23 protein-coding genes are annotated in these 24,775 nt (G+C 39.9%); 10 read left to right on the top strand and 13 right to left on the bottom strand.

The window, feature by feature from the left end; translation table 11 throughout:
* Window positions 1-207: 207 nt before the first annotated feature.
* Window positions 208-375 carry a type I restriction-modification system subunit M N-terminal domain-containing protein gene (locus ACMUMJ_RS13940; RefSeq protein ID WP_414679460.1) on the top strand — a complete coding sequence of 56 codons (168 nt, stop codon included), beginning with the start codon at window positions 208-210 and terminating at the stop codon, window positions 373-375.
* 306 nt (window positions 376-681) lie between these two features.
* Window positions 682-2,589, top strand: a complete 1,908-nt coding sequence (locus ACMUMJ_RS13935; RefSeq protein ID WP_414679459.1) for a methyl-accepting chemotaxis protein — start codon at window positions 682-684, stop codon at window positions 2,587-2,589.
* A gap of 102 nt (window positions 2,590-2,691) precedes the next feature.
* On the opposite strand, the gene ACMUMJ_RS13930 is transcribed toward ACMUMJ_RS13935, so the two are convergent.
* The 11 genes from ACMUMJ_RS13930 to hemC form a co-directional block, all read right to left on the bottom strand.
* Window positions 2,692-2,955, bottom strand: a complete 264-nt coding sequence (locus ACMUMJ_RS13930; RefSeq protein WP_414679458.1) for an amphi-Trp domain-containing protein — start codon at window positions 2,953-2,955, stop codon at window positions 2,692-2,694.
* A complete protein-coding gene (locus ACMUMJ_RS13925; protein WP_414679457.1) occupies window positions 2,945-4,516 on the bottom strand; it encodes a metallophosphoesterase family protein in 1,572 nt (523 codons plus the stop codon). Before ACMUMJ_RS13925 ends, ACMUMJ_RS13930 begins: the two co-directional genes overlap by 11 nt.
* A 70-nt stretch (window positions 4,517-4,586) precedes the next feature.
* The gene (locus tag ACMUMJ_RS13920) at window positions 4,587-5,306 is read right to left on the bottom strand and encodes a histidine phosphatase family protein (RefSeq protein ID WP_414679456.1); all 720 of its coding nucleotides are present in this window, start codon (window positions 5,304-5,306) and stop codon (window positions 4,587-4,589) included.
* A gap of 59 nt (window positions 5,307-5,365) precedes the next feature.
* Window positions 5,366-6,478 (bottom strand): HprK-related kinase B, encoded by a 1,113-nt coding sequence (locus ACMUMJ_RS13915; RefSeq protein WP_414679455.1) that lies wholly within the window; start codon window positions 6,476-6,478, stop codon window positions 5,366-5,368.
* Entirely contained in the window at window positions 6,475-7,368 is an 894-nt protein-coding gene (locus tag ACMUMJ_RS13910; protein WP_414679454.1) for a GAK system ATP-grasp enzyme, read from the bottom strand. The genes ACMUMJ_RS13915 and ACMUMJ_RS13910 overlap by 4 nt, the downstream gene beginning before the upstream one ends.
* Window positions 7,361-9,031, bottom strand: a complete 1,671-nt coding sequence (locus ACMUMJ_RS13905) for a phosphotransferase (protein ID WP_414679453.1) — start codon at window positions 9,029-9,031, stop codon at window positions 7,361-7,363. The genes ACMUMJ_RS13910 and ACMUMJ_RS13905 overlap by 8 nt, the downstream gene beginning before the upstream one ends.
* Window positions 9,032-9,235: 204 nt before the next feature.
* On the bottom strand, window positions 9,236-10,033 hold the full coding sequence (locus ACMUMJ_RS13900) for an SHOCT domain-containing protein (RefSeq protein ID WP_414679452.1): 798 nt from the start codon (window positions 10,031-10,033) through the stop codon (window positions 9,236-9,238).
* A gap of 269 nt (window positions 10,034-10,302) precedes the next feature.
* The gene (locus tag ACMUMJ_RS13895) at window positions 10,303-11,511 is read right to left on the bottom strand and encodes a heme biosynthesis HemY N-terminal domain-containing protein (protein ID WP_414679482.1); all 1,209 of its coding nucleotides are present in this window, start codon (window positions 11,509-11,511) and stop codon (window positions 10,303-10,305) included.
* A 17-nt stretch (window positions 11,512-11,528) separates the two neighbouring features.
* Entirely contained in the window at window positions 11,529-13,040 is a 1,512-nt protein-coding gene (locus ACMUMJ_RS13890; RefSeq protein ID WP_414679451.1) for a uroporphyrinogen-III C-methyltransferase, read from the bottom strand.
* Window positions 13,041-13,799: a uroporphyrinogen-III synthase gene (locus tag ACMUMJ_RS13885; protein WP_414679450.1), complete on the bottom strand. Its 759-nt coding sequence runs from the start codon at window positions 13,797-13,799 to the stop codon at window positions 13,041-13,043.
* 5 nt (window positions 13,800-13,804) lie between these two features.
* Complete coding sequence (hemC, locus tag ACMUMJ_RS13880; protein WP_414679449.1) at window positions 13,805-14,728, bottom strand: hydroxymethylbilane synthase; 924 nt, start codon at window positions 14,726-14,728, stop codon at window positions 13,805-13,807.
* 184 nt (window positions 14,729-14,912) lie between these two features.
* Between hemC and argH the strand changes: the two genes are divergently transcribed.
* On the top strand, window positions 14,913-16,322 hold the full coding sequence (gene argH / locus ACMUMJ_RS13875) for an argininosuccinate lyase (protein ID WP_414679448.1): 1,410 nt from the start codon (window positions 14,913-14,915) through the stop codon (window positions 16,320-16,322).
* A 132-nt stretch (window positions 16,323-16,454) separates the two neighbouring features.
* Here the strand turns inward: argH and ACMUMJ_RS13870 are convergent, their stop codons facing one another.
* On the bottom strand, window positions 16,455-17,387 hold the full coding sequence (locus ACMUMJ_RS13870; RefSeq protein WP_414679447.1) for a hypothetical protein: 933 nt from the start codon (window positions 17,385-17,387) through the stop codon (window positions 16,455-16,457).
* 224 nt (window positions 17,388-17,611) lie between these two features.
* On the opposite strand from ACMUMJ_RS13870, the gene lptM reads away from it, so the two are divergent.
* The 6 genes from lptM (at window position 17,612) to trxA (ending at window position 21,648) form a co-directional block, all read left to right on the top strand.
* On the top strand, window positions 17,612-17,743 hold the full coding sequence (gene lptM / locus ACMUMJ_RS13865) for an LPS translocon maturation chaperone LptM (protein ID WP_414679446.1): 132 nt from the start codon (window positions 17,612-17,614) through the stop codon (window positions 17,741-17,743).
* Window positions 17,743-18,996 carry a diaminopimelate decarboxylase gene (lysA, locus tag ACMUMJ_RS13860; RefSeq protein ID WP_414679445.1) on the top strand — a complete coding sequence of 418 codons (1,254 nt, stop codon included), beginning with the start codon at window positions 17,743-17,745 and terminating at the stop codon, window positions 18,994-18,996. The genes lptM and lysA overlap by 1 nt, the downstream gene beginning before the upstream one ends.
* Window positions 18,997-19,007: 11 nt before the next feature.
* Window positions 19,008-19,838: a diaminopimelate epimerase gene (gene dapF, locus ACMUMJ_RS13855; RefSeq protein ID WP_414679444.1), complete on the top strand. Its 831-nt coding sequence runs from the start codon at window positions 19,008-19,010 to the stop codon at window positions 19,836-19,838.
* 9 nt (window positions 19,839-19,847) lie between these two features.
* On the top strand, window positions 19,848-20,516 hold the full coding sequence (locus ACMUMJ_RS13850; protein ID WP_414679443.1) for a DUF484 family protein: 669 nt from the start codon (window positions 19,848-19,850) through the stop codon (window positions 20,514-20,516).
* Window positions 20,513-21,223: an HAD family hydrolase gene (locus tag ACMUMJ_RS13845; RefSeq protein ID WP_414679442.1), complete on the top strand. Its 711-nt coding sequence runs from the start codon at window positions 20,513-20,515 to the stop codon at window positions 21,221-21,223. Before ACMUMJ_RS13850 ends, ACMUMJ_RS13845 begins: the two co-directional genes overlap by 4 nt.
* 98 nt (window positions 21,224-21,321) lie before the next feature.
* Window positions 21,322-21,648 carry a thioredoxin TrxA gene (gene trxA / locus ACMUMJ_RS13840; protein WP_414679441.1) on the top strand — a complete coding sequence of 109 codons (327 nt, stop codon included), beginning with the start codon at window positions 21,322-21,324 and terminating at the stop codon, window positions 21,646-21,648.
* A 72-nt stretch (window positions 21,649-21,720) separates the two neighbouring features.
* Here trxA and ACMUMJ_RS13835 read toward each other — a convergent pair whose 3' ends face one another.
* Window positions 21,721-23,148: a peptidoglycan DD-metalloendopeptidase family protein gene (locus ACMUMJ_RS13835; protein ID WP_414679440.1), complete on the bottom strand. Its 1,428-nt coding sequence runs from the start codon at window positions 23,146-23,148 to the stop codon at window positions 21,721-21,723.
* A 107-nt stretch (window positions 23,149-23,255) separates the two neighbouring features.
* Between ACMUMJ_RS13835 and tyrS the strand changes: the two genes are divergently transcribed.
* Window positions 23,256-24,563, top strand: a complete 1,308-nt coding sequence (tyrS, locus tag ACMUMJ_RS13830) for a tyrosine--tRNA ligase (protein ID WP_414679439.1) — start codon at window positions 23,256-23,258, stop codon at window positions 24,561-24,563.
* The last annotated feature ends 212 nt before the right edge of the window (window positions 24,564-24,775 follow it).

Here is a 24,775-nt window from a genome sequence, read left to right as displayed (position 1 = left end):
AATCTTAAACAATGGATTAACATCAACGGTTTTTTTCTGTTTTAAAGAAGAAATAATCTAGTTAAAGAAGAAACAATCCAACGTAAAGGAATAAAAGAGGCCACACAGAAGAGAGCGATAAAACCAAGGTCAACGAGAGCCGCGTATTGTTACATCACTTTGGTATTGAGTAACCAAGTAAATCAAATTTGAGGAATGAATGGGCAAATGCTAACAGGCAAGATTAAGAATCAAGTAGATGAAATCTGGGAAGTATTCTGGACCGGTGGTGTTACCACCCCTATCTCAGTGATTGAGCAATTTACGTATCTATTATTCATTCGCCGTTTGGATGGGATTCATACCTCAAATATTCGATTTAGCGAACTTACCTAACACGATTCAAATTGACGCTACTTGGGTAATGAACAGTGCCAAATAGTAAAGTTTAGGCATTAACATTCTTATAAAAATCTAATAGAGTCAATTTTTTAAGTGTTTTTTCACACGGCTTTGTGCTGTGACTAGTATGTCTTTTGTTTTAGCTTTTTTCTTAATACGAGAAAAGCCTTCAACTGTAGTACTTATGTTAATGTCATCTTAAGTTAACTTAATTAATGTAGTACTGTAATACGGAATTTCTGAACTCAGACAGAAATCCATGACTCAATTATCAACACAACTATTGCGGAAGAGCGAGATATGAAAATATTTGGATTTAAAGGTTCTCTATTAGCGGCGGCACTTATTGTTTTATCTGGAACCGTTCTGATTAATAGTTTCATCTCTTACTTAAATCAGAAGTCTCTGCTTGAAGAGCAGATAACTCATAGAACTCAGGATTACGCTTCGGATCAAGCGAAGTTGATAGAGAGCTTTTTGCAAGAAAAGGCGGACGGTATTCATCGACTTGCAGAAAGGTATAACGATGGGCTTTTTTCTCAGAAGCCTAAAGATGTCATAGAAATGACAAAATCCTTTGCTGATGCCATGAACGTTTACGGAACGGTAATCGCGTATAAAAATGGCGATGCTTATTGGACGTATTCTACGGCTTGGTATCCTGACCATAAATATAAAGACGATATAAATACGGTTGGATGGTACAAACAATCTCAGGAACGTTCTGGAACAACAGTAACCAAACCTTATATTGGTTCAGATGGAAAAACGCTTTGGGTCAGTATTGTTGAAAAAACCAAGTTTGGCGCGATTGCGGGTTATCCCAGTATGGCGTTGATGAGTGAGATTATTTCAGAAACATCACTTGAAGGCGCTAAAGCACTGGTATTTATTGATGACTCTACAGTATTAGCGTCTTCAACAGAAGATTTTTCACCCAACTCTAAACTCAGCGATCAGGCTTGGTATAATGATGTTAAAAATAAGGTATTCGAGCAAGACATCTACTCTCAACAATTAGAACTAAACGGCAAAAGTAACCTGCTGATTTCAAAGAAAATCAATTTTGGAGATACGACTTGGTACTATCTAATGTTTGTTGATGAGTCTGTTGTCTTCTCTCCTCTTGAGAGTGTTGTGTGGGCGTCAATATTTACTGGCAGTGTGAGCATTTTTTTAGGTTGTTTCATTATCTTTTTAGTCATTCAAATATTGTATAAACCGATTCTTTCTCTGAAAGAAACCATTGTGGGATTGTCTCAAGGTAATGGAGATCTTACTCATCGTCTTGCTGTTAACTCTAAAGATGATTTAGGGCAGATAGCGTCCTCGGTGAATGTATTTATTGAGAACCTTCAAAATATGATGCTAAAAATTAAAGATTCAACGAATCAGCTTGAATCTAATATAGGTTCTTTAAATCAGCAATTAACAGAAAATGCTAACACACTACAAAACCATCGTAGTGAAACAGAGCAAATTGTTACTGCTGTTACGGAGATGAGTGCAACGGCTGAATCCGTCGCAAGTGATGCCTCTAACAGCGCAGACATTACTCAAAAAGCCGTAAGAGTAGGTGAACAATCTCAAACGAAAGCAAAAGAAACTCAAGGTACAGTGTCTAGCTTAGTTGAAGAAGTTCATTCAGCGTCAAATCATGTTAAAGAAATGAATGATCAATCCAAAAACATTACATCGATCTTAACTGTTATTGAAGAAATTGCAGAACAAACCAACCTACTGGCATTAAATGCAGCAATTGAAGCGGCAAGAGCAGGGGAAGCGGGACGAGGTTTCTCCGTCGTTGCAGATGAGGTTCGTTCGCTTGCTACACGTTCTAAAGGATGCACAGAAGAAATAGACAAGGCACTTAAACAGCTTGTTCAAGGCAGTGATTCTGTTGTTGAAGCGATGGATAAAACCAAAAATAAGTGCGAAGAAACAGCGAGGGAGGCTGGAGTGACAATAGAAAGTTTAGGTGTTATGTCGGATCATATAAATGATACGAATCAACTTACCGCTCAAATAGCCACAGCCGCTCAAGAGCAAAGTGCGGTAACCCATGAGGTTAGTCGGAATATGAATGCAATTAACATGATCGTAACGGAATTGGATGAATCTGGTCAGAAAACGGTTGAAGAAGTCAGTAAGATTGAAGATATAAACTCTAATTTGGTTCATATTGTCAGAAAATTTAAACTTAGCTAAGGCCGGCTATGAAAGGTAATGGACTAAATAATAGTCCATTACCTCCTGCACATACATTTCTCAAAAAGCGTGGAGGAGTGTTTATACTCATCCGCGCGACCTTTATTTAATGGTCAAAGTCGTATTCGATAGTGTTTTACTTTTCTTATTCCAGCTGACTTTTAGTTCTATTTTATGTCGTGCAGCACCTTCACTGGCGGTGATTTTACAATCGAGTAGACCGTTCGGTTGTAAAATAAGCTCTCCTTCTTCATCGGAAAAAGTGACTTCACCTTTCCCTATTCCTTCGGCAATGGAAATAAGAAGATTCTGAATAGATTGAGGATCTTGCAATGATATGTGCTGAAATTCATTTTTAAATCGCATGATTCATTCTCGTTTTTATGGTTTTATTATGTTGTTTTTGTGCCTTTTTATCGGCTTTATCTTTTGCTATTCGCTCGTCGTTAACGGTTTTTAAATAACGTTTTGGTTGGAAGACTTTCGCTGAATCAAAATCAGTACTTAACCCAATAATTCGACCTTTAGGTTGAATCATGGTAACGCCATAGCCAATGCCTTCTAGCCCTTCTTTGATTCGGGAGTTGCGATCTAAGGTGATGTCACATTCAATGTGCAATAGACCTTGCTTAACATTTAATTGCTGCCCGTGATGGTAATTAACATGGCCACGAACAACGGCATGAATGCCGCTAGCACGAAGGGTATTTACGCCTGCTTGGGTTAGTGGTTTATCTGATTTACGATATTTTGTTCTAAAGGTATTGGCGATAGAGCTGTAATAAAAATCAAATAGGTTAGAGTGTAATTGTTTTCTAAAGCATTTATTTAAGTGAGACACGCCTTTTTTGGCAATGAGTTCACTGATTGTGTCATCAACACCCGCATGAACAAATAGGAAGGATCCTTTTTGATAGGCAAGCTGCATATTGTTAAAAAACCAATAGAACTCGCCTTTTTTTGATAAAAACAGTTCTTGGCATTTTTGAGCTGTGGCATAAACTTGAGGCAAACTTAAGCCTGATTTTAAACAGTTCTTTTCAAAAGAGTGTGTTTTGGTTCTCATTTTTTTTAGTTCGCGGTCAATACCTTCTTCCGGTACAAGGCCTTGCGCTAGCTTTGGAAACTCAGAGAACCAACTTTCGGATGGAAACAGTTTTTCTTTGCACTCAGATTCACTTGGCACATCTTTTTGCCAATCCGTATCGGCTAAATAGAGGTCAAACACTTCCTTTAATAATGGAACAACTTTATTTCCCATGCGGACAAACATATGCTCATTGCCAGTGTCTCTAATACCGACAATGGACAATAAACCAATAAGTAAGCGTAAGTCATGGTTGCCAGCGAGAAGCTTTAAGTCTGCACCGAGATCAATCACCTCTTTAAGCTTACGTAACAGCGCTAAGTTGCTTGGGCCTTTATCAAGACAATCGCCACCGACGATAAACGTGCTTTTCTTGCCTTGTTTAGTCAGTTTAAGTTGGCCTGATTTATCTCTGATGATGCCTCCAGTTGTAATAAGCGATGCTTCAAAAGCATCTGCATCTGCATGAGGGTCAGAAATAAAGAACAAGGTTTTAGAAGGCCAGTGCCATTTTGGTTGTTTTTTCTTAATTGTAATGGCATCAACAAGATCATGTTGCTTATTGACGATAGCATCAGCAGACCCTGTTTCAATTGGCCAAGGGGACTGCTTTAATTGCTTCTTTTTTACTTTACATCGGAGTTCTTTTGCTGAAGAAAATAGGGTCGATACGGCTTCTGGCGTGGAAATCTTGGATATGCTCATTTTGCGAAGCTGTTTTCTGGATTGTTTTTTTTCCGCTGTATTTTTCTTAAGTGCTTTTTTTACAGCACTTTCTTTCACTTTATCCAAAGCGCCAGAGGTGGGTACAAGTGTTAATAAAGGTGAAGAAAGAGTCATAAAAAGTACCTATAAAATGAATATTCTGCTTAAGAAACCGTATCAATGTGTTTTAGTTGTTGCTGTATGATCAATCATTAAATGAGAGGGCATTTTTGCGAATTTTCCATTCCCCTGCGACATGACGCCATGTGCCATCATGTTGTTTTTGAATCATAACGGGTTGTGCATGATGCATACTGAATTTTTTAATGTCGCTGAGCGTGATGATGTTTAGATGAAATGCAGCATGCCTAAACGACGCGCCATGACCAAAAAACAAACTAATGCTCTGTTTCTTCGTCATGTTATTGTCCGTAGTGTGTTGAGTTAGATAATTGCTAACTCTTTCGCCTGCCATCATTAATGATTCAGCACCTTGTAAAGGCAAACAATAATAACTGTCTGACTTCCATCCTTCTTTTGGTGAGTCAAAGCGTGGGTCTGCGTCTAACACCGATTCTATTTCAGTGATGGTTAAGTTTGCCATACACCCAACACTGCGCTCAGAGAGATCATTATGAGTGACATGCCTTGGGTCTTCTAGGAAAAACCCCGCCAATTCTTGACGATAAATATCGGCTGTTTGCCATGCCCTTAATTGATTAGATGAATGAATAATCGGGTTTAATTGCCAATCGTTTTCTATCAGTTGTTTCGCAAAGGAGTTCGCTGCTAACACAACTTCTTGCTTCCCTTCCTCCGTCAAGGCAAAAGGTTGTAAAGCGCTTGGAACTTCTTTTCGTTGTTGATAAGCGCCGTGCCTAATCATTGCGATGATGGGGTAGTGCGATTGGCTTTCCGTTGTCATTGTGTCCTCAATGAGTCATGTTGCAAGCTACGTTTTCTTTAATCGTGTGAGTAGCGGGTTTAATCTTGTGGCTGAGTCAAAGATAAGTAGATTTCTGCTATGTGCTCAAAATCTACGCCGCCATGAACTTCGTACACATCAACATTATTTAATACGCTTAAATAACGATCCAATGCTGGAATTTCAGGCCCCATTAAAAAGCCACCCTCTTCATCTTGGAAAAAAGGTCCAGGGCTTTTCATAATCGCGCGGATTAGTTCAGTGTGATCCGTCGGATTAATTTTTTTTAATTGTGGTTTAGCCGTACTGCTTCTATCCCAATTGAGTAACAGTACCACATCCAATTTAGTCTCAAGGTGAACCTTTTGATCCCCGTAAACATCATCGATCATCACATCGTACTTTTGCTCTAAATCCCAAAGCTCGGCTTTAGGTAGCTGATTGAGATGTTGCTGCTCTTTAGGGTCAATGATGCTTAAAAGCTTAGGGTTATTTAAAATGGTGCCGGGGTTAATGCGAGGCAGCTTAGGTACACCACGAGCGGTTACCTTGCCAGCATCCGATTTTAAAAATAGACGGTCATTGGAGATAAACTTAGCGTCAGCATGATCCATTAACTTCAACATTAACGTGGACTTACCACCACCTGAAAAAGCGGCAACGGCAGTGCCTTTTCCATTAATGCTGACGGCAGCGGCATGACAAATGACATACGCTTGCTGCTGCAAGTAATTCATATACTGATTATTAATGAAATTAACAATCTGGTTGATGTTTTTTAAGCATGGACCAAGCGCTATTTTGCTGGAGTTACTTTGAAAAAACGTCATGCCAGTACGGACTTTATGTAATAGTCGACCTTGATGCATATCGACATAGCTGTCTTTACGTCCTGATTTTCCAGCTTCTCTTGCCCAGTCTGCCCATGGGTAGACTGGTGCGGGTTCTGAGCGTTCAATTAGATAAATTTCAAGACCTTTGTTTGCTGCTTCAGAGCTTGATTCTGTATCTTGTGGGTAGCTGCGAAAATAGTCTTTTAGTTCAGCCACAAGCGCCGTCGTATTACTGTACACAGTCACATGGCAATCACTGAGTGCCAGCTCGAAGCGGTGTGTGCAAACATCCGTATTGATATTCAGTTCTTTTGATATAGCCGATAATTGAGCGTTCATTTTTTATCCAATTGGGTTAATACGTAATGGCAATATGCTTCAGCAGCGTCAATGTTTGAACCTTCAAGCGCACCTTTAAAACCACCAAAAGCGGATACTTCAAAGACGATAGGGCCTGTGTCAGTGAGGGCAATGTCTACGGTTGTAAAGTCTAAATTAAACGGGGCTTGTGCTTTACTGCCCAGTTCAATAAGTTCTTCTGAAGGGTGATAATTTTCGTAGCGGCCGCCATCATGAATGGTGGTATTCCACGTGTCGCTTTGAGAAACGCGGGCATAAGTGCATAAATAGCGGCCACCAATAAATACCATTCCCAAATCCCTACCGGACAGGTCGAGTTTTTGTTGTAAATACATCATGGGGTTATTGATTTTAAACGCCTCAAGAGCATGGATAAGTTCTGCATCAGATTGGTTTGATTTCAATATTGTCATGCCTCGTGCTTTGGTAGAAAACAACGGCTTTAGGACGGCACTGCCATATTGTTTAATGGCTTTGACGGCTTGATCAATATTTTCAGTGACAAAGGTAGAAGGCATAGGAATGTCTGCATTACGGAGTGTCACGGTGCAGCTTAAGCGATCTACTAAGCGAAGAATGCTCTCCGCTGAGCTAAAAACACGAACACCAGAGGCTTCGGCGACACGTAACAGCTCGACACGGTCTAACATACTGGGGTTGTAATCCTGACTGGCTTTTTTTACGATTAATCCATCAAGTTCGCATAGGTTTATACCATTAGCGAGTAGTCTTTTGTTCTCTAAATCTAAGGCAATGTCTGCCATATCGATGACCAAGCGATAACCTGTTTTTGATTCTATCTTATCTGCTAGAACTTCTGTTGACCATTTTCCAGGTATACCGATAACGCCAATACGTAGGTTATTCAATGAATAAATCCTCCAAAGGGATGGTGAATGTGTGTTCTTGGCCTAATTCTATTTCTAGCACTCGGTCTAATAAATAATTGGCCCTCAGGTACATGCGTTTTGATAAATCAGGATCCAGAATAAAGCGCGTTGAGGACGTAAAAGAGCGAATTAATCCTAGAGCAATTCTCAATTCAAACGTGTTATCTTCTTGGATGTGTGTTGATTGACGTATGGATTGAAAAAAGTAAATAGCCACTTTCATCATGTTGCTTCGGCGCTGTTTATCAAGGATAGTCAATCGATAAATAGACACCATGAAAACCGAGATGTCTTGGGCGTAATCACTGTATTTAGAGCGGTGTAAGTCAATGAAATTAATGCGCTTTTCTTCAGGGTTATAAATAATGTTGTCGAGATTGAAATCACCATGAGTATAAACAGAATAGGGTGACTGCCAATTTTTTTCCTTGGCTTGCGCCAGTTTTAATCGCTCGTCAAAAGAGCGCTGTGATATACCGCAAATGTTAGAGTGTTGAGTGTCAAATTTAGGATGAACGGCATAAATACTGGGTAATCGTTTACGTAATTGGTGAATAAATTGAGCGGATGCCGTGTTGTCGGTTTTAGTTTCATCCCAAATATTTTCTAACGTCGTAATAAGGTGATCAATAGCCTCATTTAAAATCGTTTGATTGCCATTAACGATGAGAGATTCAAAGGTAAATCCCGGTAGGTGCTCGATTAAAAGAGAAGCGGATTTTTTACGACTGTGATACGCCAGTATTTTAGGAGCAAGTCCCGGATAAATATCATGCCAGCTTTCCACACCTTCTCTTTCTTCTTGTAGCTTCTTTTTTTCACCTTCTTTGAAAATAGCGAGATAAGGGCTGTTCTTTTCTCTGCTGTCGTTTTGTCTTCTTATTCCAGATATGGCACTGCCTGAACGGGTCTCAGCCACGGTTTCAATGTGAATTTCTGTTGAATCAAATTCAAATTCATCCGCGACACTCGATAATGAGTGATAGCGGTGCTGGTTCATTTTTTGACCTATGCTAATTGAAAGAACGGTATCTGAAATGTTTTTCATCACATCGAGCATTTGTCGAATAAAAGATGTCGAAAACAAGGCTTGTGTAACGGCATAGTTCAATATAATAGAGGTTTGATTCTGAAGTGAGCGATCAAAAGAGGCTTGAAAACGGCGTTGTAGTGATACGCATTTTTTACCTAATTTGATGGCTTTTTGTGAATTAGATTCATTTAAAATGAACTCAACTGATTCAATCTCTGTACGTATTTGTTTTATAATGGATGAGTGCTCTTGCATCGGAATGATTTTTTGAAGCAAGCGATAATCATTTTGATTGAGTTGCGTTGGCTGGCTCAACTCCTTGACGGATTGTCTAGCAAGTTGAATTAATGAGTGTGTCTCTTGAGCAAATAACTCCACGGCTTTAAGTCTAAAACGTGTTCTTTCTTCTTTTTCTTCACGAAGCTCATTGCCTACCGCATTTTGCACACGATAGCATAAATTTGCGGAATACCCTGATCGACCAAATAACTGAGCGGCGAGTATTTTGCTTGGGTGTAAGAAAAAATGCTCGACTTGTAAGAGTTGTTGACTGATTTCAATCAGAAAAAAATGAATAGTTTCACTCGTAACTTTATTTAATTTTGCCATTGGCAGGTAAATAACCTATTTCAAGTGTGATGACATGCCTTAATTGATGTATTAGTAAATCAGCATGTTTAGAGAGAGGTAAGTATAGCGAATTAATTTGAATCTATTGTTACAGAAGAGTGACACTTTTGTGAAGGTTGCTGATCTTGAGAAACAGGTAACAGATACGACTCTATTACCTGTTTATTATAATGATATTGAGTCTTAAATACGGTTCAGAAGTTCGGTCTTTTTAGCGTTGTATTCATTGTCAGAAATTGCACCTGCATCACGTAACTTAGAGAGCTTCTCAATTAATTGAATACTTTCATCAATCGAATACGTTACGCTATTATTTTGGTTATTAAATGATGCTTGAGAAGCCTGTTGTGGCTCTTGCTGAGGCGTTTGTTGGAAGTTTGGTGGATAGATATTCTGCACTGGCTCAGCGAAATTTTGTTGTACCGCTGGTGGTGTTCCAACGCCTGAAATGATAGGTAGGCTATTGATGGAAAGTGTGCCATATTGGCTACTAAACGTCAGTGAGTTATCGCTGCCTTGTTGTTGACTAACACCACTGATGTTGTTGTCCAGTGTGTTGTAAACCGTTACGTTACCGTTAAGTTCTACTGCTAGGCGATTTGGAAAAACAGCGTAACGAATGTTATTCTGTGAACCGCTGCTAAATGGCTGGCCTAAATCCCCCGGCCACCACTGATTGCTAGATCTTGTTCCTACAGGTGTAGGAGCAAAAACTTGCATGTTTGCTAATCCATTGGCTAAATCATTACATAGGTTGTCGACAGTCATTTTAAGACCATAATTGAACATGTCTCCAACCATGGTCATGCCACCACGCATCCATTGACCAGAACCACCCAGTTCAGGGCAGCTAAATTGCGCCATAGAGCCGCCGCCATTGTTTACGGAAATAAGCATGTGCATGAGTGCATCGTAGCTCAAGTTATATTGGCTACATAGGTTGTTAATGAGTTGCTGGCCTTCGGGTGTTAGTTTTTGCATTGATTTGCTCTCAAAATGGTACGGAGAGCTGTTTTCTTTATTACCTGGCTCTTTGAGAATTAAGGTAACGTAGAATAGGCAACAGCATTTGCTGGCCGACAGGTTCCGTGAAGCGAGCAGTCTAACACATTCATGTCGGACAAAATGATGAAAATTGGTCTTTTTTTAAGCAATAATTTATTTGACTATTAGTCATCAAAAAAAACGCCTTTGCAGGTTGCAAAGGCGTTTTTAGAGTGGTTCTTCTTATTAACAAAAATGTGATGTTACTAAGGCAGAGGAAGTGCTTTTAAGTTTTTCGATGAATGGTTTAGGCAGGTTAACATCAGCTGTTGGCTGTGTTCTGTATCCCCTAGTGCATTTAATAAACGACCGAGTTCTCCCAGCGCTTCGCTGCTGGGGTCTAAATCAATGGCAGACTGATAATACTCTTTAGATTTCCCCCAAAGCTTCTGTTGTTGACTTAACCGTCCACATGCCAGCAGTAGATTGGTGCTTTGAGCGTATTTTTTAAGCCATGTTTCTGCCGTTTGCAACGCGCTTTTGGCATTTATATTATCCAAATGACCGTATTCAAAAATTAAGGTTTCAGACCATTCATGATTCAAACTATGACGAATAAACTCTTCGGCTTTTTTATTGTTTTCAAAGCGTATTAAAGAGCGGGCATACAGTACTCTCATGTTTTCATCTTTATCAAGTTCACTAAGCTGATGCCATAGAGATTCCATCTCTCTAATGAGCTCAGCAGAGCTGACGCCTAGCTTACTACGATGTTGCATGTTTTCTAGTAATGCTAAGAATGCCTTTTTTTCAAGCTCAAGCATGTTGGCGTTATCTAAAATGCCTTCTTTTTTCAGTTTTGGCGTTAACGCTAAAAGCGCGTCCCAGTCTTTCAGGTGGGTGTACGCTTGTACTAACATTTTCAACACTTGTCTGTGCTTAGGTTTGACTTTGTTCAACCTTAATAGTGTGGCTAATGCACTTTCATAATGCTTCTGACGCATTTGAATTTGACTTTGAGCAAAACTGATGGCGAAATCGGCTTCGGGTGTTAATTGATGAGCGGTTTGTAACAAGGTTTTTGATCTGGAATGTTCTTCTTGCTCACTTGCCGCATAGGCTGCACCAATGTAGTTAATGAGAGGATAAGGTACTTTATCGGCGCTTTTAGTTAGTAATTTTTCTGCTTTTAACCAGTTACCTCCTACTAATTCAAGCAACCCTCTAATGGTGTTACGCGATGCACGTTTCTGACTGATGTTTCCAGTTAACTTCGCGAGGGAAGAGCCTGGTCTTAGTGTCGCAAATATGATGCGCTTAGACCAATCGAGTACAATTAAAAGAGCAATGATGAAAAGAAGGAAAACCCAAAAACTGGTTTCAATGGTTACACCCGCAAAGGCAATCAGGATATAGCCTGAATCTTGACGCATTAATAATCCTAAGGTTCCCCCCAAGATTAAAAACAAAATCATTATTAGGAAAAACTTTCTCATGCGCTCACCTCGTTCAAATTAGTATTTGATTGTGTGTCGCTCTCTGGTTTTTGTTCTGATTCAGTGTTTGTTTCAGGTTTAGATGATGTGCTTGTTTCAGGTTTAGATGATGTGCTTGTTTCAGGTTTAGATGATGTGCTTGTTTCAGGTTGAGGGCTTGCATCTACAGCGTCAACGTTAGGTTTAATTGAATCGACTGCTTGTATGCTGTCTTCAGTTTTTATTGCATGTTTTTCTTGAGGTGCTTTTTCAGCTTTTTGAGAGGCTGGTTCTGGTGTGATTTTTGTGTTTGCTTTTGCAGGTTGTACATAATCAGTCTTTTCCTGAATTTCTGTTTCTGCTATCGGATTGTCTTTTTGGCTGTTGCTCAGTGAAAGAGATTGCCATTCTGTCATTAGCTTTTTAATCGCAGTAAGAGAGCCTCTAGGCAAGGGCAGTTCTGGTTCAGGGTTTATTTGTTGCAAAGCCGTAATACTGGTCATAAATGCCACAACAGGTTTCGCTTTTATTTCAAAGTGAGTGCTAACCGCTTCAACAACGTGTTGTAATGACGTTTGGTAAATCGTATTTTGCTTTTTCAATAACGCTAATTGTGCCACGCTAATTTGTACTTGTATTGAACTGACCAATTCTTGGTAGTCCGCAGCAGGTAGCAGTGCTTTGATGGGCTTGTGATCGTAGTTAATAACCACTAACGACTTAACAGAGGCAAACAGTTCTGACAGGGTAGACTGGATGGTTCTTTCACTATTGTCTAAAACGTTATCTTCCGTTTCATTGTTCTGCTTCCATTGCTTGGATGGTTCTCTTTGGGGCAGTTTTTCAATTTGCGTTGCAAGAGCATCCAACTGTAAATAAAGCCCTTCAGTATCAAAAGAAGAGGTGGCTTTAAGAGACTGAATGTCTTTGGCAATGGCTTTGCGAGTGTCGAAAAGAATAGGGTCTGCCATTTCGCTTAGTATTTGGTCCGCAGAAGTTAGTAAGTTCTCCGCGCCAACAATGTCGTTTTCCATTAACAGGCGTTGGTTGGCTAATCGAATAAGGTATTCAGTTTCGGCAAGTTTCCAGTCTTCTTTGGTCGTATTGCCAATACGGTTAAGCTGTTGGCCTAATGATAAAAGTTTATTGTTTTGTTGAGTGACTTGTATTTGCGAGCCATCAAAATCCTCTTTTAATTGTTTGATGCGAGCGTCATGTTCACTCTGCTTCTTTTGCAGCGCAGGCAAAGATTGAGATACGCTACTTTGCTTGGTTACTTTTTGACTCAAGTTGTTTTGAGAGTCACTCACCTGTGAGAGTTTTTGCGAAAGAGGTTGAATGCTTTGAATAGTGAGTTGTTGTTGGTAAAGGGTCCATCCACTAAGGCCGATTGCCACGACACCTACTGCAATGGCAACAAGAGACAGCGTGTTTTTATTCTTTGTCTGAGTTGTGTCCGCTATTTGATCAGCACTTTCTTTCGATTGATCCGTCTCAGAAATGGCGGTATTTGTTGTATTTTCTGTCATTTAAATATCCTGTAAACAATCGATGGCTTGCAAAATACTGTTGTCATCTGCTCCAGCTGCCTGAAATACAGATGTCCAACCATAGTGAATGGCTAACTCTGCCACTCGCTCACTTGGTGTTATTATTGTCTTATCACACCACACTTTTGCGTGTTTTGCTAAAGAAGCTTGTAAATTTTCTAAGCCTTCTCCGCTAGTAATAAGAATTAAGTCAGCGGTATCCGCTTGAGATAATTGTTTTTCTGAGTAATTTAGAGGTATTCGTTCATATAAACTTAAGTCGTTTACCTTTGCGCCTCTTTGGCTGAGTGAGTCGCTGAGTGTCGTCCTGCCGCCTTCCCCTTTGATAATAAGCACTTTCTTTTCTTGTAACTCAGAAAGTAAAGGCCACTGTAATAAGTCTTCTGACGTTTGCCCTGCGTTAGTTGTTGCAGGGATGCCTTCTTCTAGAAGGCGTTTTGTTGTCCCTTGGCCAATTCCAATCCACTGAATGGCTTCAGGTAACATTGGCCAGCATCTATCTAACCATTCAGAGGCTTCACGCACAGCATTCTTACTGACAAAAATGACAAAATCATATAGGTCGATGTCAAAGATTTTTGACTGTATGCTGGCGCGTTTTTGCGGGTCAGTTATTGGACGAATAGCCATCATAGGCAATGATATAGGATGTGCCCCTAGAGATTCAAAAAATGCGCAACTGTTTGTATTCTCTGGTTCTGGTCGTGTAACGACAATGGTTTTACCTGATACTTGCATGCAATCTAACCTATTATCTCGGCAAGCAGTTTATCTGCTCCCTTGCTTAATAGCTCTTCAGCCAGTTTGGTGCCCATGTCATCTGCACCTTCTTTTGCTCCGTAAGATTCAGCGGTAATGATTGATTGCCCATCTAATGAACCAACTAAACCGCGCAAATGAAGTGTGTCTCCATTTAATGTAGCGAAACACGCTATGGGGGCTTGGCAACCACCGTTTAATCGCTTATTTACCGCTCTTTCTGCGGTGACGCAATAATGTGTTTCAAGATGGTTTAATGGCTTAAGAAGTGCTTTAACTCGTGTATCATCAATACGGCATTCAATTCCCATTGCACCTTGACCGCCTGCTGGTAGGCTAATACCCTCTGATATGCAATGTCGAATGCGATCTTGCATTTCTAGTCGAATCAAGCCTGCGGACGCTAGAATGATGGCATCGTACTCGTTATTGTCTAATTTTTTTAAACGTGTATTTACATTGCCTCTGAGATCTTTGATTTGTAAATCAGGGCGCATTCTTTTTAGTTGGCAAGAGCGTCTAAGGCTGGATGTACCAACAATTGAGCCTGCTGGCAGTTCGTCTAAATTGGCGTATGTGTTTGAGACAAAAGCATCCGTTGGGTTTTCTCTTTGACAAATGACAGCTAAGCCTAATCCTTCAGGGAAATCCATTGGTACGTCTTTCATGGAGTGGACGGCAATGTCGGCACGGTTTTCGAATAGAGCGTGCTCTAATTCTTTAACAAACAACCCTTTGCCACCAATTTTCGATAAGGGTGAGTCTAGAATTTGATCTCCTTTAGTTGTCATTCCTAGCAACTTAACGTCCAAGTCAGGATAGAGTGTTTCTAACTGCGCTTTCACATTATTGGCCTGCCAAAGAGCAAGTTGGCTTTCACGAGTCGCAATAATAATCTTTTCTTTCACAAAGGCTCCTAAATAAAGGGGGCAATCTTCATTTGAAATGCGATTTCAATTTGATAAAGATGCAATGGCGTAATTGTTTCTATGATACCCACAAAGGTTCCATGCGTCATCCTCAAACCCTTTATAAAGCGCGTTGGTTAATGTACTCTTTGAGCCTTTGTTGACCTGAATGGGAAAGAATTGAATGACCGATACAACTAAAGCGACAAATCAGCAGTGGGGTGGCCGTTTTTCAGAGCCTGTGGATGCATTTGTTGCACGTTTTACGGCTTCTGTTGAATTTGATCAACGTATGGCGAGCCAAGATATTAGAGGTTCTATTGCGCATGCCACTATGTTGACGCATGTGGGTGTATTAACGGAACCTGAGCGTGATCAGATTATTCAAGGGTTGCAAGAAATTGAAGCGGAAATTGCCCGTGGTGAATTTCAATGGTCAATCGAGCTTGAAGATGTGCATATGAATATCGAAGCACGCTTAACGCAAAAAATTGGCATTACAGGTAAAAAGTTGCACACAGGTCGTTCACGTAATGACCAAGTAGCGACGGACATCCGTTTGTATATGCGTGATGAAGTAGATTTCTTATTAGAAGAAATTACGCGTATGCAGCAAGGTATTTTAAGCCTAGCAGAAAAAGAAGCGCACACTATTATGCCTGGCTTTACACATTTACAAACGGCACAGCCTGTTACATTTGGCCATCATTTAATGGCTTGGTATGAAATGGCTCAGCGTGATTATGAGCGTTTGTTAGATTGTCGTAAACGCATCAATATTCTGCCATTAGGTGCGGCGGCTCTGGCTGGTACAACGTACCCTATTGACCGTGATATGACGGCGGAACTGCTTGGATTTGAGCGTCCAACTTATAACTCATTGGATTCTGTTAGTGATCGTGATTTTGCGATTGAGTTCACGTCCGCAGCTTCTATTATTATGATGCATTTCTCTCGTTGGGCTGAAGAAATGATAATGTGGGTTTCTGCTCAATTTAACTTTATTTTCTTACCCGATCGTTTTTGTACGGGTTCATCTATTATGCCGCAGAAGAAAAATCCAGATGTGCCAGAATTGGTTCGTGGTAAAACAGGGCGTGTGTATGGTCATTTGATGGGTTTACTGACATTGATGAAATCGCAACCGTTAGCCTATAACAAAGACAATCAAGAAGATAAAGAGCCTTTATTTGATGCTGTTGATACGTTAAAAGGGTCATTGCGTGCTTTTGCAGACATGATACCTGCAATCGAGTCTCGTAAAGAGCATATGTATGAAGCGGCGCGTCGTGGTTTTTCAACGGCAACGGACTTAGCGGATTATTTGGTGAGAGAAGGTGTTGCTTTCCGTGATGCGCATGAAATTGTGGGTAAAGCAGTGGGTTTTGGCGTTCAAGAGAATCGTGACTTATCTGAAATGACATTGGAAGAATTGCAGTCGTTTGGCAGTATGATTAAAGCCGATGTGTTTGATGTTTTGACTCTAGAAGGCTCTGTTGCAGCACGTGATCATGTTGGTGGAACCGCACCTAAGCAAGTGTTGCTTGCGGTTGAACGAGCAAATGAGGAATTGGCTGCACGTATAGCGTTATGATTTAACGTGTTCTGAAATAAAAAAGGGAAGCATGATACTTTATGCTTCCCTTTTTTGTGTGCGATTCTCACTTGGATTGTTTGATTAGAGTTGTTTGATAGCGGCTGTTTGAGAGAGTTTGTCAGATAAACGTTATTGGTTTGGGTCGAGTTCCAATCCTAACAATCGGGAAAAAGGTGAGTTAGGATTTAACATTTCAGGTGTGAATCCAAACTCAAAATGAAATGTGTCCTCTTGATTGTTACAACCTGCGGGGACAATAAACCATTCCCCTGATTCGCCTTCTGGGGGGATCTTCCAGCAAATTCCTTTTATATTTACATAGCGTGTGCCATCAGAGTCTTTGGTGATTTGATAGCCGTCGTCTTTTATATAGCCATTAAGGTATTTCTGTTGTTCTTGAACTGCTTCGGCTAACGCCGCTTTGAAAGCCGGAGAAAATACGTCTTCAAAATCATTGTCTTCTGATGCACTTAAGGGAGTGGTGAGTAAGTCTTGGTTAATAATATCAAATGTGTCTGAAAGTGTGTTTTTTGTAATGGGTGTTGCATCAGATAATTCATCGTCAATGGTCGCTTGAAGCGGTTTTTCTTGGTTGAGAAGAGGGTTTTTATCAGAATGGTTTTTCTCCTGTTTGTTATTTGTTAATAGGCTCCCATTGTGTGTTTTATTTTTTTCTATGGTTTGACTATTCGTGCTGTTACTCGTTTCTTTTAAGTCTGTGTTTTTGATAGGTGCATGTTTGACGGAAGTGGTGGTCGAAGGTGTTTGTAGGTTTCTTGACTTCGGTTGCCCTTGCGTTAGTTGAGCGTTTTTAGTTAATGATGCAGCGACGGGCAAAGTCTTTGCAGGTGCTGTTTGCTGATCAGGTAATCTCGTAGAGGCGTCAACGTCTGCCAACCTCTTATAATGCAATTCTACATGGATGCTTTGATTTTTTTTGGGTATGTTGGGAACAAAAATATGGCTAAGCCAATCGTTGTTTTTGATGTTATACAACCCGATAGAATGGAAAATAGCCGCAATAATAACAATTAAAACCCACTTCAAAATTGATGTGGACAAACGTTTTTTTTTAATGTTTTTTGGATGCGGATCCTCTTGAATATTAATACCAATTCCTTTCTTGCTGCGACTCTCTTAGACAGTGCTTAAGAATACTATATCAAACTGTTTCAACAAACTGTTTTGATGGGAAAATTGTTGGGAGTTTTATCTTGTTGGGGTTGGGGATTAAGGCTCGCGCAAGTATACTGTTTATATTACTTTAATATATATGAGATTTGGCAATGTATAAATTGATCTTAGTCTCCTTTTTCGCAAGCACGCTTATTGCGTGTGGTAATAAAGGTGCTTTGTACCTTCCAGAGCAAGAGCAAACTATTGAGACAGCAGTGCCAATAAATAAAGAGGTTATTTGATGGATTTTTTTAATTATTCAGCCAATCAACTGCATGCTGAAAATGTACCTTTAGCTGATGTTGCTGCCACTCATGGTACGCCAACGTATGTTTATTCTAGAGCAACGATTGAACGGCATTATGATGCGTATGCTAATGCGTTTGTAAGCCACCCATCGTTAATTTGTTATGCTGTAAAAGCGTGTTCAAATATTGCCTTTTTAAATGTATTGGTAAAAAAAGGGGCTGGATTTGATATTGTCTCTGTTGGTGAGCTAGAGCGTGTGCTTCGTGCAGGGGGCAATCCTGAAAAAATCATGTTTTCTGGTTTAGGTAAACAAGCCCATGAAATGCAGCGTGCTCTAGAGGTTGGAATCCATTGCTTTAACGTGGAGTCGGAAGCAGAGCTTCACCGTTTAAATGAAGTGGCTGGTAACCTTGGTAAGAAAGCCCCAGTTTCGTTGCGTGTTAACCCGGATGTGGATGCAAAGACTCATCCTTATATTTCTACAGGATTAAAAGAAAATAAATTTGGTATTGATATTAAAGAAGCGGTGCGTATTTATCAGTTGGCCAATTCACTACCCAATCTTGATGTGATGGGCGTGGATTGCCATATCGGCTCTCAATTGACTGAATTAACCCCTTTCTTAGATGCTTTTGATCGTTTGATGGCTTTGATTGATGAGTTAAGTGAAGTGGGTATCACGATTAAGCATGTGGACCTTGGTGGTGGCTTAGGTGTTAAGTATCGCGATGAAGTTCCACCAGAGCCTGCTGAATATGCAGAGTTGATTTTAGAAAAAGTGAAAGGGCGTGATTTTAGTTTGGCTTTTGAGCCTGGTCGCTCCATTGCTGCTAATGCAGGGGTGATGTTAACGCGTGTTGAATTTTTAAAGTGCACAGATCATAAAAACTTTGCAATTATCGATGGTGCAATGAATGATTTAATTCGCCCTTCTTTATACAGTGCTTGGATGGACATTATTCCAGTTGATTTGTCTAAAGAGGGTGATGGCGAGCGTGTATATGATCTTGTTGGGCCTGTATGTGAAACAAGTGACTTTTTAGGTAAAGATCGCAGCCTAGATTTATCGGCGGGTGATTTATTGGCGGTTCGCTCTGCGGGAGCTTATGGGTTTACTATGTCTTCAAATTATAATAGCCGTGGTCGTGCTGCTGAAGTTATGGTCGATGGTGATAAAGCGTATCTAATTCGTTCTCGTGAAACGATTGAACATCAACTTGTTGGTGAGCAGCTTTTACCAGAATGAGGAGATGAGTTGTGTTGTTAAAATTCACGAAAATGCACGGTTTGGGCAATGATTTTGTCGTTGTTGATGCTGTGTCACGCAAAGTCTTTTTTAATAAAGAGCAAATTGAAAAGTTAAGTGATCGTAATTGGGGTGTTGGTTTTGATCAGCTTTTGGTTGTTGAGCCACCGTTGAACCCAGATATGGACTTTAGGTACCGTATTTATAATTCGGACGGTACCGAAGTTGAGCATTGTGGTAATGGCGCTCGCTGCTTTGCTCGTTTTGTATTGGATAAAGAGCTAACAAATAAAACGATTATTAATGTAGAAACTCGCGGTGGTAAAATTCAATTAAGAGTGTTGAGTGATGGTCAAGTTACTGTTGATATGGGAGAACCTAGCTTCATCCCGACTGACTTGCCATTTACTGTGGATAAAATTGCGCCATTTTATACGTTAACAGTTGGTGAGGAAGATGTAGAGATAACGCCTGTTTCTGTAGGGAACCCTCATGCTGTCCATAAAGTTGACGAGTTGAACGATGACTATGTTAATGATGTGGGGTGCGCTTTGGAGTCACATGGTCGTTTTCCTAATAATGTCAATGTTGGTTTCATGAAGGTACTGGATAGAAGCGAAATACGATTACGTGTGTATGAGCGTGGTGTTGGGGAGACGCAAGCGTGCGGTACAGGTGCTTGCGCTGCCGTTGTTGCTGGGATTAAGCAGGGTTGGCTAGATCCAGTTGTTGTTGCTCATCTTAATGGTGGTGATTTGCAAATTGAATGGCAAGGTGAAGGGACTCCTATTTTAATGACGGGGCCAGCAACCAAAGTCTTTGAGGGGCAAATCTACATTTAAGGGTTATATATGAAATCATCTGAAGTCGCTCAATATTTGTCTGACAATCCGACGTTTTTTAAAGATCATTTAGACTTGCTCGAATCTATGAGCGTACCCCATCCAACTAGAGGGGGGGCAATTTCTTTATTGGAAAGGCAGGTCATGCTGTTGAGAAAAACGGCTTCAGAGCATCAATCTCAATTTCAATGTTTAGTCTCTGCGGCGCGAGAAAATGAATCCATCATGTTAAAAAGCCGTCGTTTGATTTTAGCTGGATTGGAGTGCGATACGATCGATGGGTTTGTGTCGATAGTGGATGACATTTTACGTAATGAATTTGATGTGCCTTTTCATTCGCTTATTCTTTTTTCTAACGAATTACCGGACTCTAATGTCAAGGTGTCCAGTTTGGATGCTGCTGAGCCAGTGCTAAAAGAGATTTTATTGAAGACAGGGTGCTATTCTGGAGTGTTATCTGTTGCTGAAGCAAATTACTTATTTGATGATGTAAGTGATAAGGTTATGTCGGCGGCAGTACTTCCCTTAGTATCTCGTTTTAATGGCGAGTTAAAGTATTTAGGGGTGCTGGCTTTAGGGAGTAATATGTTAGAGAGGTTCAGTAAAGACAAAGGCGATTTGTTTTTAATGTACTTATCTGAATTATTAAGTGCGATTTTACTTAGGTTAATTAAATGAACTTAATTACGTTTGATTTAGATAATACCTTATGGGATGTTGAGCCTGTTATTGTGCGTGCGGATTATGCCATGGAAAATTGGTTTGATGATCGTTTTCCTGGTTTTTCTAAGAAATTTAACGCTCAAAATTTACAAGAAATCAAACGGGGACTCATTGCTAAAGATTCTTCTCTTAAAGTTGATATATCAAGAGTGCGGGTGGAGACGTATCGTAAGGCTTTAATCTTATTTGGTTTGCATCAAGAGGAGTCTTCTAAAGTTGCTCTGTCTGCGTTTGCTAATTTTAATGAATGGCGCCAAAAAGTAGATCACTACCCACATACATTAGATATGCTTAAACAACTTAAAAAATATTATCGATTGGCCGTAATTACCAATGGTAATGCGGATGTTTTTCATCCGTATGTTGGTTTAGGTAATGTGTTTGAGTTTGCTATTAGAGCAGATAAAGAAGGCATTGCTAAGCCGGATAGCAGTCTTTTTAAAAAGGCAGCAAATACAGTTAATCTTCCTACTGACTCGGTTATTCATATTGGTGATCATCCTTACGATGATGTGTTTGGTGCAAATCAAGCGGGTTGTCGAAGTGTTTGGTTTAATCGTCATGGAGCTCGTCGTTGGAAGGATGAGTGGGCTGGACGCCCTGATGCAGAAATTCATTCGTTGGTGGAGTTGCCAAGTGTTATTGCTTATTTAGCTAAATAGTCAATTTCTATTAAGTTATTCGCTTTTTTTCATTTTTACCCTGAAAAATTAATGTTAAACTGCGCGCATTATTAATTAGATTATTTAAGGAAATTCAAATGAGTGATAATACCGTTCAAATTACAGATGCTCAATTTTCTGAAGAAGTACTGAATTCAGATGTTCCAGTGTTGGTTGACTTTTGGGCTCCTTGGTGTGGTCCTTGTAAAATGATTGCGCCAGTATTGGAAGATATTGCAGATGATTATGAAGGTAAGCTAAAAGTAGTAAAGCTTAACGTTGATGACAATCAAGAAACTGCCCCAAAGTATAATGTTCGTGGTATTCCAACTTTATTGATTATTAAGAACGGTGAGGTTGTCGCAACGAAAGTTGGTGCAGTCTCTAAGTCCCAATTAGCGGAGTTTGTTGAAAGCGCAATGTAATTATTGTTATGTCAGGCAATAAGAAAGCAGCTAACGCAGCTTTTTTATTGCCTGACATAGGTGATTTAAGTGTTAATTTCTTACACTGGCCAGTTTTTGTTGGTAGTCCGCTGAGTGGTAGCTTTGTAACAACGACGTTATTTTTTGCGCATAAGGAAGGTATTGTTTTAGCTCTTTCTTTGGCATTGGATCGTCATTCGGAAGTTTGACGGTGACAGGGTTTTTATGGACACCGTTTATTCGAAATTCGTAATGTAAGTGAGGCCCTGTTGCCCAGCCAGTTTGCCCAACATAGGCTATCGTTTTTCCTTGTTTTACTCTAGCGCCCTTTCTTGTGCTTTTTGCAAAACTTCTCAGGTGGGCATAAAGCGTTGTATAGCCTTTTCCGTGGTCAATAATAACCACGTTACCATAACCGTTTTGTTTTCCTGCAAATTTAACTTTGCCATCACCCGCAGACTTGACCGGCGTTCCGCTTGGTGCTGCATAATCGACCCCACGATGTGGTCGACTTGTTTTGAAGAGAGGGTGTATGCGGTTGGGATTGAATTTAGAAGATATTCTGGTAAATTCGACTGGCGTTCGTAAAAATGCTTTGCGCATAGCTAGACCGTCAGGAGTATAATAGCTTGTACTCGTCGGTGTTGCATATCGAATGGCTTGGTATTGTCTGCCGTTATTAATGAATTGAGCTGCTATAATGTTTCCTAGGCCTATCTTTTCACCGTCTAAGAATTTCTCCTCATATAGAATGCTAAAAGAGTCCCCATGTCTAATATCGAGTGCAAAGTCAATATCCCAGCCAAAAACGTTTGCCATTTCGATCAATAGTCGTTGATCAATTCCAGATTTTAAACCGTCTACAAAGAGTGAGCTGGTAATAGTGCTTTCTTTGTAGGTTTGTACTATGTCTGGTGTTCTTACAATTTTATTCGCTGTGAATTGTTTGCCTTCACGTGTGAATTCGATTTTCTCTAGGCGGTTTTTGATTAGTGTGAGTTTTTGTAGTGCGTTAGTATCGTCTCTGATTTCAAATTCTAGCGTTTGTCCTGGGCGCATTTTAAGAAGTTCTTTGTTTGTCTTGTCAGCTTGAGATACTCGGTAAATGTCTGTAGGTGAGACGCTGTGTTTTGCCAAAATAGTTGATAATGAGTCTCCCTGTTTAACGGTTTCATTTTCGTTGCTATAAGTGATCTCTACTTTTTGTAGGTTTTTGGGTACGGGTAAGTCGGCTAGCGTCGTATCAACGTTATTGATTTGAACATGGGGTGTTGTTGATGCATTTCTGCTTGTGTTTTCAGTGGAAGACACTTGCCTTTTTTGCAAGGATGGAATTGATCCATCAAGTTCACTTATGTCAATAATCTGCAAGTTAGCTTCTAATGAAATGGTTTTTGGTTGTTGTTTGGAATCATCTGAAAGCAGAGCAACGAGCAAAACAAGTGCTGATAAAAAAGCAACGATTAGTAATAGTGGTTTAAGTGGAAGTTTATTAATCAAGACAATACCTAAAATCTAAAATAAAGCCTTATAATGCTACCAACATTGCCTTTATAATTAAAAGCTTTTAATACATTAATTACATAATTTACTTTCTGGATCTAAATATGAGTACTGGTACAAATACCTTATTAGCAGATTTACAAGCCCGAGGCTTAATTTCTCAATTGACTGCAGAAGATGATTTGGTGAAACATCTGAATACAGGCAGTCGTACATTGTATTGTGGGTTTGATCCAACGGCTGATAGTTTGCATATAGGTAGTTTGGTACCTCTGTTAATGTTGAAGCGCTTTCAGCAAGCAGGGCATAAGCCATTGGCTTTGGTTGGTGGTGCTACTGGTTTGATTGGCGATCCTAGCTTTAAAGCAGTAGAGAGAAAACTCAATGGCCCTGAGGTTGTTGAAGAATGGGTTGCTAAGCTGCGAAAGCAAGTTAGCCAATTTATTGAGTTCCATGAGCAGGCAAACAGTGCTGAAGTGGTTAATAATTACGATTGGACGGCAAATCTAAGTATTCTCGATTTCTTAAGAGATGTAGGTAAACATTTTTCTATTAATTCGATGATTCAAAAAGAGTCTGTTAAGCAAAGAATAAACAGGGAAGGAGAGGGGATCTCATTTACTGAGTTTACTTATATGATTTTACAATCTTACGACTTTGCAGAATTGAATCGTATCCATGACTGTACTTTACAAATAGGTGGGAGTGATCAGTGGGGGAACATTACAGGCGGTACGGATTTAACTCGTAGGCAAAATGGCAATCAAGTATTTGGTTTAACTATGCCTCTTGTTACTAAGTCAGATGGCACCAAATTCGGAAAGACAGAGTCAGGCACAATATGGTTAGATGAGTCAAAAACCAGTCAGTATGCGTTCTACCAGTTTTGGTTGAATACGGCTGATGCTGATGTATATAAATTTTTAAATTATTTCACTTTTTTAACAGTTGAAGAAATTAAGCAAATTGAACTAGAAGATCAGCAAAGTGGCGCTCGCCCTAAAGCTCAGGGTATTTTAGCAAAAGAAGTGACGATGTTGGTTCATGGAAGTGATGGTTTGGCTGCGGCTGAAAGGATTACTGCCGCTTTATTTAATGGTGAGGCGGCAGATTTGAGTGAAAAAGATTTGGCGCAAATTCAATTGGATGGGCTTCCATCAAGTGAGCTGGATGTAAGCGCATTAGCTGATGTACCTTTGACTAGTTTATTGAGTGAGCATGGGTTGGCGTCAAACGGTAAGCAAGTGAAAGATGCTTTGACTCGTAATTCGTTGTTTGTAAATGGTAATGCAAAAGGTATGGGCGATAATATGAAAGCTTCGGAAATTTTTTCTAAAGAGAATGGTTATTATGGCAAGTATTTCTTAGTTAAGCTTGGTAAGAAAAAGCATCACTTGTTTGTTTTGTCTTAATAATGATGTTTAGGTTTTAAAAAGGCGCTTCAGCGCCTTTTTTGTGTTTGTAATATGACGGTTTTGTGTCATAAGTATACGGATTGGATGTTTTTTTATCTTTTTTTCATCTTTTTATAAAAAACGCATGAAAAGGGTTGCACTAAATCTGTAGATCCTTAATATACGCCCTCGCTGACACGGACAAGCACTCAGAACAACGAGTCACAGTC

This window comes from Marinomonas phycocola (assembly GCF_047525455.1).
Taxonomy (GTDB): domain Bacteria; phylum Pseudomonadota; class Gammaproteobacteria; order Pseudomonadales; family Marinomonadaceae; genus Marinomonas.
Note: the sequence above shows the minus strand (reverse complement) of the source record. Positions and strands in the feature narration are given on the sequence as shown.

Coding starts and splice junctions, on each gene's coding strand:
- ACMUMJ_RS13905 (WP_414679453.1), bottom strand. CDS start 9,031: ATGGCAAAATTAAATAAAGTTACGAGTGAAACTATTCATTTTTTTCTG.
- ACMUMJ_RS13935 (WP_414679459.1), top strand. CDS start 682: ATGAAAATATTTGGATTTAAAGGTTCTCTATTAGCGGCGGCACTTATT.
- ACMUMJ_RS13925 (WP_414679457.1), bottom strand. CDS start 4,516: ATGACTCTTTCTTCACCTTTATTAACACTTGTACCCACCTCTGGCGCT.
- ACMUMJ_RS13885 (WP_414679450.1), bottom strand. CDS start 13,799: ATGCAAGTATCAGGTAAAACCATTGTCGTTACACGACCAGAACCAGAG.
- ACMUMJ_RS13940 (WP_414679460.1), top strand. CDS start 208: ATGCTAACAGGCAAGATTAAGAATCAAGTAGATGAAATCTGGGAAGTA.
- ACMUMJ_RS13920 (WP_414679456.1), bottom strand. CDS start 5,306: ATGACAACGGAAAGCCAATCGCACTACCCCATCATCGCAATGATTAGG.
- argH (WP_414679448.1), top strand. CDS start 14,913: ATGACCGATACAACTAAAGCGACAAATCAGCAGTGGGGTGGCCGTTTT.
- ACMUMJ_RS13930 (WP_414679458.1), bottom strand. CDS start 2,955: ATGCGATTTAAAAATGAATTTCAGCACATATCATTGCAAGATCCTCAA.
- ACMUMJ_RS13890 (WP_414679451.1), bottom strand. CDS start 13,040: ATGACAGAAAATACAACAAATACCGCCATTTCTGAGACGGATCAATCG.
- ACMUMJ_RS13895 (WP_414679482.1), bottom strand. CDS start 11,511: ATGATTTTGTTTTTAATCTTGGGGGGAACCTTAGGATTATTAATGCGT.
- tyrS (WP_414679439.1), top strand. CDS start 23,256: ATGAGTACTGGTACAAATACCTTATTAGCAGATTTACAAGCCCGAGGC.
- lptM (WP_414679446.1), top strand. CDS start 17,612: ATGTATAAATTGATCTTAGTCTCCTTTTTCGCAAGCACGCTTATTGCG.
- ACMUMJ_RS13900 (WP_414679452.1), bottom strand. CDS start 10,033: ATGCAAAAACTAACACCCGAAGGCCAGCAACTCATTAACAACCTATGT.
- ACMUMJ_RS13850 (WP_414679443.1), top strand. CDS start 19,848: ATGAAATCATCTGAAGTCGCTCAATATTTGTCTGACAATCCGACGTTT.
- ACMUMJ_RS13845 (WP_414679442.1), top strand. CDS start 20,513: ATGAACTTAATTACGTTTGATTTAGATAATACCTTATGGGATGTTGAG.
- trxA (WP_414679441.1), top strand. CDS start 21,322: ATGAGTGATAATACCGTTCAAATTACAGATGCTCAATTTTCTGAAGAA.
- lysA (WP_414679445.1), top strand. CDS start 17,743: ATGGATTTTTTTAATTATTCAGCCAATCAACTGCATGCTGAAAATGTA.
- ACMUMJ_RS13915 (WP_414679455.1), bottom strand. CDS start 6,478: ATGAACGCTCAATTATCGGCTATATCAAAAGAACTGAATATCAATACG.